The organism is Halomonas sp. V046 (assembly GCF_052645355.1).
The window spans coordinates 221,285-234,265 of record NZ_JBQXYF010000007.1; the positions used below are offsets into that span (position 1 = coordinate 221,285).

Consider the following 12,981-nt stretch of genomic DNA (forward strand, 5'->3'; position numbering starts at 1 on the left):
AATGATAATTATCGTCTCGATATTGACCTTAAGTATCTTGTGGTTCATTTTGTTGATACAAAATGTCTCACTATGGTGGAGTGTCATGACATCAATCGCGGCAAGGCGGGATGGGGTCGATGGCGGGGAGTTCGATTACGTGGTGATCGGTGCCGGCTCGGCCGGCTGCGTGCTCGCCAACCGCTTGAGCGAGGACCCGGAGGTTTCGGTGCTGCTGCTCGAGGCCGGGGGCAGCGACTGGAACCCCTGGCTGCACGTGCCCGTGGGGTATTTCAAGACCATGCATAACCCGGCCACCGACTGGTGCTACCTGACCGACCCGGACGATGGCATCAACGGGCGTCGGTTGCAGTGGCCGCGGGGGAAGGTGCTGGGGGGATCGAGCTCGCTGAACGGCCTGCTGTACATCCGCGGTCAGCGTGAGGACTACGATGACTGGGCCGCCGCCGGCAATCAGGGCTGGGACTACGCCTCGGTGTTGCCGTACTTTCGCAAGTCCGAGTGCCAGGAGCGCGGGGCGGACGACTATCACGGCAGCGAGGGGCCGCTGAAGGTCTCGGATCTGCGCCTGCGCCGGGAGATTGCCGAGCGCTTCATCGAGGCCGCCAAGGCCGCCGGTATTCCCGAAAACCGGGACGTCAATGGGGCGACTCAGGAGGGGGTCGGCTACTTTCAGCAGACCTCCGACAGGGGCCTGCGCTGCTCGACGGCCAAGGCCTTCCTGCGTCCGGCGCTCAAGCGAGCCAATCTAACGCTGGTCAAGCGTGCCCACTGCCGACGCCTGGTGCTGGAGGGCAAGCGCGTGGTGGGGGCGGAGTACGAACAGGCGGGTAAGGTGTACCGGGTGCGGGCCGGCCGCGAAGTGCTGCTGTCCAGCGGCGCCATCGGTTCGCCTCAGATCCTGCAGTGCTCGGGTATCGGCGATCCCGAGCACCTGGCCGGTGTTGGCGTCGACTGCGTCCACGCCCTGCCCGGTGTGGGCCAGAACCTGCAGGATCACCTGCAGATTCGACTGGTGTTCAAGACCCGCTGCCGGACCTTGAACGATGAGGTTCGCCACCCGCTGAGAAAGCTCATCGTCGGCTCCCAGTACGTCTTCACCCGCACCGGGCCACTGACCCTCGCGGCAAGTCAGGTGTGCATCTTTACCCGGTCGCGGGAGGGGCTGTCGCGACCGGATATCCAGTTCCATATGCAGCCGCTGTCTGCCGACAAGCCGGCCGAGGGCGTGCATCCGTTCTCCGCGTTCACCTCGTCGGTGTGCCAGCTCAGGCCGACCAGTCGTGGCTCCATTCGCATCACCAGCCGCGATGCCCGGGTGTATCCGTCGATTCAGCCCAACTACCTGAGCACCGATGAGGACTGCCGGGTCGCCGTGGACGCGGTGCGTGTCGCCCGCCGTATCGCCGAGCAGGTGCCGCTGGCGCAGGTGATCACCGAAGAGTACGTGCCCGGTGCGCGCTACCAGAGCGATGCGGAGCTGCTCGACGCGGCACGCCAATTCAGCCAGACCATCTATCACCCGGCCGGGACCTGCAAGATGGGCAGCGACCCCCTCGCGGTGGTCGATGACCGCCTGCGAGTCCATGGCCTCGAGGGCCTGCGGGTGGTGGACGCCTCGATCATGCCGGTGATCGTATCGGGCAACACCAATGCACCGACGATCATGATCGCCGAAAAGGCGGCGGATCTGATCAAGGCTCACCGCAAGGCGTCCGAGCGTGCGGCCTGAGCATCCAGGGTCCATAGCCCCGGGCGATGGTGTGCCGGTTACGACTGGCCTTACCCGGGGGCAGGGACTGGTCCTAACGTCGTTTTCCCGGGTCCACCAAGATCGATGACATCGGGTCCACCGATGACATCGCGGCCACGCAGTGTCGTCATCGGTGCGACCCCGGCGCGCCGCCCTCGAGGTGGCCGGGTACAGAACAATGACAACGCCTGTCGAGCCGGATTCCCCGGAAGCCGTCGCGACAGCCAAGCCGAGGAATCATCATGTCCCACAGCCAGACGTCGACTCCCCAGGACGCTTCGCTGCATGGCTGGCGTCGCCGCCTGGCGCCTGCTCGCGCCCGTATCCCAGGCCTGCTGATCTGCATCACCATCGCGCTCGCCACCACCTTTATTGCCGATCACTACGGCGGCCCGACGCTGCTTTACGCGCTGTTGTTCGGCATGTCGCTGCACTTCTTGACCGAGCAGGGGCCGTGCCTGGTCGGGGTCGAGTTCGCCGCCCGGACCATCTTGCGGATTGGCGTTGCGCTGCTCGGCGTGCGCATTACCCTCGAGCAGGTAGCGGAGCTCGGCATCGGCCCGGTGCTGACCGTGGTCATCGGCGTGGTGTCGACCATTGTGGTGGGGGCCGCATTGGCCCGAATGATGGGCTTGAGTCGTGATCTCGGGCTGCTGACGGGGGGCTCGGTGGCGATCTGTGGTGCCTCCGCGGCGCTGGCGCTATCGGCGGCCATGCCGCGCAATGAGGTGGCCGAGCGCAACACCATTCTCACCGTCGTGGGGGTCACGACACTGTCGACGGCTGCCATGGTCATCTACCCGTTGATCGTCGGCGCCCTGGGGCTGTCGCATAGCGATGCCGGGATATTCCTCGGGGGCACCATACATGACGTCGCCCAGGTGGTGGGGGCGGGGTACATGATCTCGGATGAGACCGGAGATGTTTCCACCTTCGTCAAGCTGCTGCGGGTGGCGATGCTGGTGCCGGCGGTGATGGTCTTCATGGTGCTGTTTCGGCGTGCCCGCGACAAGGGCGAGGGGCAGGGCAAGGTGCCGATGTTCCCTGCCTTCCTGGTGGCCTTCGTGGTGCTTGTGCTGATCAACAGCCTCGGCGTGATTCCCGCCGGCGTGCGTGAAGGCATGACCGATCTGTCGCGCTGGTGCCTGGTCACGGCGATTGCCGCCTTGGGCATCAAGACCTCCTTCCAGAAGCTTGCCGTGGTGGGTTGGAAGCCGGTGATCCTGATGCTGGCCGAGACCCTGTTCCTGCTCGGGGTGGTGCTGGTGTGCCTGTATACCGGCCTGGCCGAGTGGTAGGCGTGGCGTCGTCGGACGAGGGTCGTGGCGACGCGATCGCTGCTACGGCACAGATACGGCACAAAGTTCCCTGTATCAGTGCGTCCTCTCGGGTCTTTTAGCGTCGGCATGATCCGTGACAACTGTGGACGCTGATGCACTCGCCAGTCTCACGATCAGGCACTAGGCTTGCGCGCTCGTTTCGGCTCCTGGCTCGATGGATGAGCGAGGAAACTAGCCGCCACGGCGCGCTTCTCGATCCGGGGCCTTGACGATGTCGTCGCGGGTCGGATCCGCGCCGGTGTTTGCCAAGCCAGATGGAGAGACAGCGATCATGACAACCTCACTCAACCGACTCACGGTCATTGGGGCCGGCGTATTGGGCGGCCAGATCGCCTGGCACAGCGCTTACATGGGCAAGGACGTCATGGTCTACGACATCAATGAGATGTCGCTCGAGCGGTGCCGAGCCGGGCATGAGCACTATGGCCGGGTGTATGCGCTCGAGATGGGCGCCGACGCCGAACGACTCGCCGCCACCCAGGCGCGCCTGCGTTATTCCACGGATCTGGCCGCGGCGGTCGCCGGGGCGGAGCTGGTGATAGAAGCGGTTCCGGAGGTGCCAGCGATCAAGAACGAGCTGTACGCTCGGCTGGCGACGCTGATGGAGGAGCAGACGATACTCGCTACCAATTCCTCGACGTTCCTGCCGGCGGCGTTCGCCGAGGCCAGCGGCAGGCCCGAGCGATACTGTGCGCTGCACTTTGCCAATCTGATCTGGAAGATGAACGTGGCCGAGGTGATGGCCCACGCCGGCACCTCGCTTGCCACCCTCGAGCAGGTGACTCGCTTCGCGATTGATATCGGCATGTTGCCGGTGCCGGTCGGCAAGGAAAACAACGGCTATCTGCTCAACGCCTGGCTGGTGCCGCTATTGAATGCCTGCCAGACCCTGGTGACCAACGGCGTCGGCAGCCCTGAGCTGATCGACCGCACCTACCTCAAGGTCAACCCGGGCGGCGGCATGGGACCGTTTGGCTTCATGGACGTGATCGGCATCGGTACCTGCGTCAATATCCTGGCCTACTGGGGGGAGGTCAACCGCGACGCCCAGATGCTGGCCAATGCCGAGTACCTCAAGCATCACTTTCTCGATCAGGGCCACCTGGGCTTGCAGACCCAGCGCGGCTTCTACCGTTATCCCGGCCCGCGTTACCTGGACGATGACTTCCTTGCCATCCCCGATGCCGGTGCGGCGGGTGACATCGCTCGGCGGGCGTTTCTGGGCAGTCTCTGAGGCGGGTCGTTACCCGCCGCCGTGCGCTTTCGGAGGTGCCCCCTCTCGATACCGCGGGATATGTTGATCCGCGGTTGCCGGTGAGGTACGACCGGTGAGATGCGACCGGCAAGGTGCGACCGGCGAGGTGCGGCCGGCGAGGGGGCACCACCTATCTCACGTGGTAGAGCGAAGCCTTCTCTGCTAAACCTTCAAGGCAGCGTCGAAGGGGACTTAAGAAGGATACGCAAGGGTCTCGAGCCGGTCCGGTCGCCCCATCGGGTGGCCTGGCGGGTGACGATAGTCTGCTGGCCGCCGGGTGAGGCGGTAACCAGGGGAGCGCGCCGTCGCTCTGGTGTGACGTGCTGCGTCAAGTGCGAGGGACGGCCGCATGGCGAGACCGCAACGCTTATCCACGATGGATCGGCCGCTGCCATCGCCAGATTGTCCAGTGTGTGAACCCTGGCCGTCGGGGGAGCACGGAGAGGGCTACCATGAGCAAGTCCGTTGGGCGTCTTGGAGTGATTGGCGGTGGGGTACTGGGTGGTCAGATCGCCTGGCACAGTGCTTACAAGGGAAAAACGGTAGCGATCTATGACATCGATGATGCGGCCATCGAGCGCTGTCGCGGTGCCCATGACCGATACGCGAGCATCTATGTTGACGAGGTCGCTGCCTCGCCTCAGGACATCGAGGCCTGTCGGTCACGACTGCGCTATACCACCGAATTGTCTGAGGCGGTCGGTGACGCTGACCTGGTCATCGAGGCGGTTCCTGAAGTGCCAGAGATCAAGCAAGACCTCTACGCCCGCCTCTCGGGGTTGATGCCACAGCATGCGATTCTGGCGACCAATTCCTCGACCTTTTTACCGGCTCAGTTCGCCGAGGCATCGGGGCGTCCTGCGCAATTCTGCGCGCTGCATTTTGCCAACCTGATCTGGAAGATGAACATGGCCGAGGTGATGGCTCATCCCGGCACCTCACTCGCGACGCTTGAGTCCGTGACTCGTTTTGCCATCGATATCGGCATGGTGCCGATTCCGGTGGGGCGGGAAAACCACGGCTATCTCCTGAACGCTTGGCTAGTGCCCTTGCTCAATGCCAGTCAGACGCTGGTCACCAATGCCATCGGCAGTCCGGACTCGGTTGATCGAACCTACCTCAAGTTCAACCCCGGCGGAGGCCTGGGGCCGTTTGGCTTTATGGACGTGATCGGCATCCGCACCTGCGTCAATATCCTGGCGTACTGGGGAGACGTCGGCGGCGATGCTCAGATGACGGCCAATGCCGAGTACCTGAAGACCCACTACCTCGACAAGGGGCGGCTGGGGATCGAGAACGGCAAGGGCATCTATAGCTACCCAAATCCGGCTTTTGAGGCGCCAGATTTCCTCGATGTGCCGAACGTCTCGGCGACAGCATCCATCGCCCGGCAGGCATTTCTGGGCTGATGGCAAGGCCTGGAGCTTGAGGGCGGGCTGTCACTCGCGGGAACGAACACCGGGGCCTTGATGGCCCCGGTACTGTTTGTCCTGCGCTCGCCTAGCGCTCGCTTAGCTGGGTAAATCTAGCTGGGTAAATCTAGCCGTGTAACCCTAGCGCTCGCTGTCTGTCGCCAGGCTTGCCTGGATGGCGGTCAGGGCGATGGTGTAGACGATGTCATCGACCAGGGCGCCGCGAGAAAGATCGTTCACCGGCTTGTTCAGGCCCTGTCGTTACCGACAACAGCATCGGCCCGATGCTGATGCTTGTTCGTCACCCCGAGCGCTTCTCTGGACCGCCTTGTCGGTCGTGTTGCCGGTGTTCGCGGTGGCGAGAGGGGGAACACGAATACCGGGGCCTTGATGGCCCCGGTGCTGTTTGTCCAGCGCTCGCCTAGCTGGGTAAACCTAGCCGTGTAACCCTAGCGCTCGTTGTCTGTCGCCAGGCTTGCCTGGATGGCGGTCAGGGCGATGGTGTAGACGATGTCATCGACCAGGGCGCCGCGAGAAAGATCGTTCACCGGCTTGTTCAGGCCCTGCAGCATTGGCCCGATGCTGATCACCCGAGCGCTTCTCTGGACCGCCTTGTAGGTCGTGTTGCCGGTATTCAGATCCGGGAACACGAACACCGTGGCGCGCCCGGCCACCGGTGAATCTGGCGCCTTCTGACGACCTACGCTGGCGATCGCCGCGGCGTCATACTGGAGGGGGCCGTCGATGGCCAGGTGCGGTGCACGCGCTTGCGCGATGCGAGTTGCCTCGCGGACCTTGTCGACGTCGATACCGGTGCCGGACTCGCCGGTGGAGTAGCTGATCATGGCGACTCGTGGCTCGATACCGAAGGCCTCGGCGGACGCCGCACTCTGCAGCGCGATCTCGGCCAGGCTCTCGGCGTCGGGGTCCGGGTTGACGGCGCAGTCACCATAGACCACCACCTGATCCGGCAGCAGCATGAAGAACACCGACGAAACCTGGTGGTAGCCGGGCGCGGTCTTGATCAGCTGAAACGCCGGGCGCACGGTATTGGCGGTGGTGTGGACGGCACCCGAGACCAGGCCGTCCACCTCGCCCTCGGCCAGCATCATGGTGCCGAGGACGACGCTATCTTGAAGCTGCGCCTCCGCGGTGAGCTCGGTGAGCTTGCCGCGGCGTCGCTCGACCATGGGGGCGATGAAACGTGGCCGCTCGACGTCCGGCTCGAGGATGGTCAGATCGGCGGGAACTTCGAGGCCTCGCACCGCGGCCACCTCGAGGATCTGCTGGCGGCGTCCGAGCAGAACGCAGTCAGCGATGCCACGGCGCTGGCACAGGATGGCGGCCTCCAGGGTGCGTGGCTCATCGCCCTCCGGCAGCACGATGCGCTGGCGCCGGCGTTGGGCCATGGTGACCAGCTGGTGGCGAAAGGCCGCCGGCGACAGACGCCGAGTGGCATCGCGCCGACTGAGGCTCGATAGCCAGTCGTGATCGAGGTACTCGGCGACGAATCGCGTGACGCGCTCGGCGCGATCGGCGTCGTCGACCGGAATGTCGCCGGGAATCTGGTTGAGTCGCGAGACGGTCGTGTAGCTGTCGGTGTCCACCAACAGCACCGGCAGGCCGCTATCGAGTGCCGGCTGACAGAAGCGGGTAAGCGCAGGGGACGGAGGCTCACCGTGGGTCAGCAACAAGCCCGCCAGCTGCACGCCGTTCATGGTGGCGAGGGCCGCGGCCAGCAAGGTGTCGTCGCGATCGCTGGGCGAGACCAGCAGCTCTCCCGGGCGCAGGGCATAGAGAAACTGTTCGGCGCTGCGCGCGCACAGGGTCGTACTGCTGACCCGACGGGTGGCGGCCTCGCCTGCGTGCAGCAGGCGAGCGCCTAGCGCTCGGGCCACGTCCAGCACGCGGGGGGCGATCAAGGTCGGATGAAAAGGCACGGCGGCGATCAGCGGCAGGGTCAGGCCGCCGAAGGCTTCGAGGTGTGCCTGCCAGCGCTGGCGCAACTGTGTGGCTTCGCCCTGGGCGACGCTGGGCGGCGCCAGGTCCACCGGGGGCGGGTCCGTCGGCGCCTCGTCGCCCTGCGGCGCCATGGTGGGCCGGTCATCCGCCATGCCGTCATCCAGGGGCGGCAGGCGCATCAGCATGGCGGCGCAGGTTCGGCGCGTACCGAAGGCATCGATACTCTGAACATGCAGGCGCAGTCGCTCGGCCATGGCCTGAGGGCTGGCCGACTGGCCGTCGGCCACCAAGACCACCTGGGCGTCGAGGGCGCTGGCCAGCTGGACGTTCATGTCCAGGGCATACGAGGCCTCGGCACTTGGCATCAGGCCTTCCACCACGATCACCGCCGGTGCCTCGCCGGTCTTGGGCCGAGCCACCCGGGCGTGACGTTCCACGGCCTGTTCGAGCAGGGCGTCGCGCTCGCCGCGGTTGAGCAAGGTTTCCAGGGTTTCTCGCGAAACCGGCTTGGGGGAGCCGATGCCGAGGGTGCTGGCGATCAGCGAGCGTGAACGTTCGACGATCTGGTCGGCGGGATCCTGGCAGAAGGGCTTGAGAAAACCGCCCTCAAGCCCCTGGCTGTCGATGGCACGCAGCAGGCCGAGGCATGCCGAGGCGAGCGCGACACTGTGATCCACGGGCACCAACAGCAGCGTACGGGGGGTGCCGGAGCGGATCATGACAGGTCCTCGATGATCTTGGCCGAGACTTCATCGCGGCGTTTGAGATCCTCGAGCAGGCGCCGAGTCTCGGCGGCGATGCGACCTTCTTCGTCGGTGGGGATCACCCACAATTCGCGGCCTTGGCCGGCATCGATGCGGCCTTCGCTGCCGCGGGGCAGTTGCTGGTTGGCGCTGGTCGAGAGCGTCAGGTCGGCGTTGCCCAGATAAGCCAGGGTACGCGCTCGAATCGTCGCCGAGTTCTCGCCGATACCACCGGTGAAGGCGACACCATCGAAGCTCGGCAAGGCGCAGGACAGTGACGCGATGCTCTTGGCCAGGCGATAGCAGAACACCTCGATGGCGAGCTTGGCGCCCTGGTGCCCCTGAGCCTCGGCGTGCTCCAGCTCACGCATGTCATTGGACAGCTCCGATAACCCCAGCAGTCCACTCTTCTGGTTGAACAGGCGCTCGATGTGTTCCATCGACCAGCCGAAGCGCTGGGCCAGATGGTGGGGGAGCCCGGGATCCACGTCGCCACAACGGGTCCCCATCACCAGGCCTTCCAGTGGCGTCAGTCCCATGCTGGTGTCGAGACTCTTGCCGGCATGCACCGCGGTCGCCGAGCAGCCGTTACCGAGGTGAGCGATCACCCAGCCACCGCGGCCGTTCGCACTGACGTTCGCCAGGCGCTCGGCGATGTAGGCATGACTGGTGCCATGGAAGCCGTAGCGGCGAATGGCGTGTTTGTCGTACCACTCGGCGGGCACGGCGTAGCGGTAGGCATAGTCGGGCAGCGTCTGGTGGAATGCCGTATCGAATACCGCGACCTGGGGCAGATCGGTGAACAGCCGCCGAGCGACGGTGATGCCGTCGAGGTTGGCGGGGTTGTGCAACGGCGCCAGATTGATCATCTGGCGTACCGTACGGATGACGGCATCGTCGAGCAGGGTGGCGTCGGTAAAGCGTTCACCGCCGTGCACCACACGGTGGCCGATGGCGATGGGACGTTGCCCGCCGAGGGTCTCGAAGATGGTCTTGAGGGCGCTGGCGTGATTAGCGCGGGGCAGCTCGAGGGTGAGTTCTTTGCCGCGCTGATCGCGGGCGGTGAGGCGGGCGTCGTGGCCGCCGAGCCGCTCGACGATGCCCGATAGGCGAGGTTCATCGGCGCCGACAGGCACCAACGCGTACTTGATCGAGGACGAGCCGCAATTGATGACCAGTATGGGGTCGTTCATGCCATCTCCGAGGGAGTGCGCCGTGGCACGAACACATCGCACGGGCGCGTTGGAAGGGGGGTGCCGGCAATCTAGCACCGGGCCCAAGACCTCTGTACTGACCAGGCGAGGTAGTCGTCGGCCCACAGGAGAGAGACTAAGAGAGACTTGAGGCAGGTCAAGCGCATGAATTTCAATGCTAGACTTTAGTCGTAAAAAAGGCCGGCCCCCGAGGGGCCGGCCTGAGGCGCGGAGACGCCGCGATGTCGCCCCGTGTGTTACACCTCCTTGTACAGCTCGGCCCCCTGGTCGCGGAAGGCCCGCGCCTTTTCTTCCATGCCCGTCATCACCGCTTCCTTGTCGCCGGTCAGCCCGTTGTCCTTGGCGTAGTCACGCACCTCCTGGCTGATCTTCATGGAGCAGAACTTGGGGCCGCACATGGAGCAGAAGTGAGCGACCTTGGCCGAGTCCTTGGGCAGGGTCTCGTCGTGGTATTCCCGGGCGGTGTCGGGATCGAGGCCGAGATTGAACTGGTCCTCCCAGCGAAACTCGAAGCGAGCCTTGGACAGGGCATTGTCGCGACGCTGGGCCGCCGGGTGGCCCTTGGCCAGGTCCGCGGCGTGGGCGGCGATCTTGTAGGTGATGATCCCGGTCTTGACGTCGTCCTTGTTGGGCAGGCCGAGGTGTTCCTTGGGCGTCACGTAGCACAGCATGGCGCAGCCGAACCAGCCGATCATCGCCGCCCCGATGCCTGAGGTGATGTGGTCGTAGCCTGGGGCGATATCGGTGACCAGCGGGCCGAGGGTATAGAACGGCGCCTCGTCGCAGTATTCGAGCTGCTTGTCCATGTTCTCCTTGACCAGGTGCATGGGCACGTGGCCGGGGCCCTCGATCATCACCTGAACATCATGCTTCCAGGCGATACGGGTCAGCTCGCCGAGGGTCTTGAGCTCGGCCATCTGGGCCTCGTCGTTGGCATCCGCCACCGACCCCGGACGCAGACCGTCACCGAGTGAGAAGGCCACGTCATAGCGCTTGCAGATCTCGCAGATGTCCTCGAAGTGGGTGTAGAGAAAGCTCTCCTGGTGGTGGAACAGGCACCACTTGGCCATGATCGAGCCGCCCCGCGAGACGATGCCGGTCACCCGGTTGGCGGTCAGTGGCACGTAACGCAGCAGCACGCCGGCATGGATGGTGAAATAGTCGACGCCTTGTTCGGCCTGCTCGATCAGGGTGTCGCGGAACACCTCCCAGGTCAGGTCTTCGGCCACGCCCTTGACCTTCTCCAGGGCCTGGTAGATCGGCACGGTGCCGATCGGCACCGGGGAGTTGCGGATGATCCATTCCCGGGTCTCATGGATGTTCTGACCGGTGGACAGGTCCATGATGGTGTCGGAGCCCCAGCGGATGCCCCAGGTCATCTTGTCGACCTCTTCCTCGATGGAGGACGTCACCGCGGAGTTGCCGAGGTTGCCGTTGATCTTCACCAGGAAGTTGCGGCCGATGATCATCGGCTCGGTTTCCGGATGGTTGATGTTGCAGGGAATGATCGCTCGGCCCGCGGCGACTTCATCGCGCACGAACGCCGGCGTGATCTCCTCGGGTAGGCGTGCCCCGAAGCCCTGGCCGGGGTGCTGATGGCCGAGAATGCGCTCGACCTCGGGAGTCCCCGCGTAGTCGGCGCTGAGCGCCTGGCGGCGCTGGTTCTCGCGGATGGCGATGAACTCCATTTCCGGCGTGATAATCCCCTGACGGGCGTAGTGCAGTTGGGTGACGTTATGGCCTTGCCGGGCCCGACGCGGGGTGCGGGTCAGGTCGAAGCGCAGCGGGGCGAGCATCGGATCCTGGGCGCGCCGGCGACCATACTCGGAGGTCGGGCCGTCGAGAAATTCGGTGTCATCGCGTTCCTCGATCCAGGTCCGGCGTAGCTCCTTCAGGCCGCGGCGCAGGTCCGCCGACACCTCGGGGTCGGTGTAGGGCCCCGAGGTGTCGTAGACCAGAATCGGGGGGTTGGCCTCGTCCGCGCCGCTGGTGCGGGTGGGTGACAGTGAAATCTCGCGAAAGGGCACGCGGATATCTGGGCGCGAGCCCTCGATGTAGATCTTGCGCGAGCCTGGCAGCGGCTGGATCGCGGCCTCATCGACGCGGGCGCTCTCGGCCAGGAAGTGGGTGGTCTTGCTCGACGTGCGGCTATCCATCTCGGTCTCTCCTTCAGGCGGGCAGGGATCGGCTGCCGGTTATGGTTGTTGACTGCTGAATGATCCGTGCATCGGGCTGAGGCGAGACTGGTCGGACGGAGAGTCAAGCGGGGCGGTCTTGTCCCGTCGCTTGATCCCTACGCTGGTCCTCGCCGCGATGCCGTGGCACCGGGGGTATCCCCAGATCAGGTTCAACGGGTTCCATGCGCTGCATGATCTCAGCCGTGGTCCACGGCCCCCCGTCAAGCGGTCTTGCTGTCGTTCGGTCCTGCTGTCGTTCGGTCGTGTCGTCGTGCGTGGCCAGGGTGTGCCGCCACCGGCGGCATGACCGTGTGGCGATCACGAGCGCTGGGTGGCCGTGCCGAGCGGTGGCGACACGCCAGCCTAGTCGGCCAGGTCCAGGCCCATCTGCCAGAAGTCGATCTCGAGCCGGGTGGCATCGCGAAACAACCTCACCAACTCATCGAAGCGCCGCGGCGAGACCTCGGCCAGACGCTCATCGAGCCAGAGCCGTTCGGCCTCGGCCGCGTCCTGGAACTCGGCGCTTTCGTACATGGCGATCCAGGCGTCGTAATCGTTGTCGGCGCCACGCAGCGTCGATGGCTGAGCCTTGAGCCAGTCGGCGATCTCGGCGTAGCCGACCATGCAGGGCGACAGCGCCACGTGCAGGTCGAGAAGGTCGCCGCGGGCACCGGCATCGAGCACGTAGCGGGTGTAGGCCAGGGTCGCGCGGGCTTCGGGCAGGGTGGCCAGGTCGGCTTCACGGATGCCCCAGTCGCGACAGAACCCGATGTGCAGGCCGAGTTCCACATCGAGGATCGTCTGCATGCCGGCGAAGGCGCTGCGCATTTCTTCGAGGGACTGGCTCTTGTAGGCCGCCAGGGCGTAGGCCCGGGCAAACTGGACCAGGAACAGATAGTCCTGCTTGAGGTAGTGACGAAACGCGTCCTCGGACAGGGTGGCGGTGCCTAGCTGGCGCACGAAGTCGTGCTCGATGTAGGCCGTCCAGTCCGAGCGGCAGGCGTCGATCAGGTCGGCGAAACGATAGCCCATGTGTCCTCCGGTCGAATGGATCCGGAGTGAGGGCGGGGAGGGGGAAAGGAGAGTGGGGAGAGAACCGGGAAGGCATCAGGCGCTCCGCCACCG

The 12,981-nt window shown here is 65.1% G+C and carries 8 protein-coding genes, 1 pseudogene and 1 riboswitch; of the genes and pseudogenes, 4 read left to right on the top strand and 5 right to left on the bottom strand.

The window, feature by feature from the left end; all coding sequences use genetic code 11:
* Window positions 1-85 precede the first annotated feature (85 nt).
* The 4 genes from ACUN9Y_RS11515 to ACUN9Y_RS11530 all read left to right on the top strand — a co-directional run bounded on the left by ACUN9Y_RS11515 (window position 86) and on the right by ACUN9Y_RS11530 (window position 5,757).
* On the top strand, window positions 86-1,732 hold the full coding sequence (locus tag ACUN9Y_RS11515; protein ID WP_445460860.1) for a GMC family oxidoreductase: 1,647 nt from the start codon (window positions 86-88) through the stop codon (window positions 1,730-1,732).
* A gap of 263 nt (window positions 1,733-1,995) precedes the next feature.
* Complete coding sequence (locus tag ACUN9Y_RS11520) at window positions 1,996-3,051, top strand: YeiH family protein (protein ID WP_445460861.1); 1,056 nt, start codon at window positions 1,996-1,998, stop codon at window positions 3,049-3,051.
* A 313-nt stretch (window positions 3,052-3,364) separates the two neighbouring features.
* The gene (locus ACUN9Y_RS11525; protein ID WP_445460862.1) at window positions 3,365-4,327 is read left to right on the top strand and encodes a 3-hydroxyacyl-CoA dehydrogenase; all 963 of its coding nucleotides are present in this window, start codon (window positions 3,365-3,367) and stop codon (window positions 4,325-4,327) included.
* 473 nt (window positions 4,328-4,800) lie between these two features.
* Complete coding sequence (locus tag ACUN9Y_RS11530; protein WP_445460863.1) at window positions 4,801-5,757, top strand: 3-hydroxyacyl-CoA dehydrogenase; 957 nt, start codon at window positions 4,801-4,803, stop codon at window positions 5,755-5,757.
* 144 nt (window positions 5,758-5,901) lie between these two features.
* Here the strand turns inward: ACUN9Y_RS11530 and ACUN9Y_RS11535 are convergent.
* From ACUN9Y_RS11535 to tenA, 5 genes and pseudogenes are all read right to left on the bottom strand, one after another.
* A pseudogene (locus ACUN9Y_RS11535) lies at window positions 5,902-6,167 on the bottom strand (phosphate acyltransferase); the annotation flags it as partial.
* Between the two features lie 42 nt (window positions 6,168-6,209).
* Window positions 6,210-8,441: a phosphate acetyltransferase gene (pta, locus tag ACUN9Y_RS11540; protein ID WP_445460864.1), complete on the bottom strand. Its 2,232-nt coding sequence runs from the start codon at window positions 8,439-8,441 to the stop codon at window positions 6,210-6,212.
* Window positions 8,438-9,658, bottom strand: coding sequence for an acetate/propionate family kinase (locus ACUN9Y_RS11545; protein ID WP_445460865.1), 1,221 nt, complete (start codon window positions 9,656-9,658; stop codon window positions 8,438-8,440). Before ACUN9Y_RS11545 ends, pta begins: the two co-directional genes overlap by 4 nt.
* 257 nt (window positions 9,659-9,915) lie before the next feature.
* On the bottom strand, window positions 9,916-11,835 hold the full coding sequence (thiC, locus tag ACUN9Y_RS11550) for a phosphomethylpyrimidine synthase ThiC (protein WP_445460866.1): 1,920 nt from the start codon (window positions 11,833-11,835) through the stop codon (window positions 9,916-9,918).
* Between the two features lie 117 nt (window positions 11,836-11,952).
* Window positions 11,953-12,087, bottom strand: a riboswitch (TPP riboswitch).
* A 132-nt stretch (window positions 12,088-12,219) separates the two neighbouring features.
* Window positions 12,220-12,888 carry a thiaminase II gene (gene tenA, locus ACUN9Y_RS11555; protein WP_445460867.1) on the bottom strand — a complete coding sequence of 223 codons (669 nt, stop codon included), beginning with the start codon at window positions 12,886-12,888 and terminating at the stop codon, window positions 12,220-12,222.
* Window positions 12,889-12,981 lie beyond the last annotated feature (93 nt).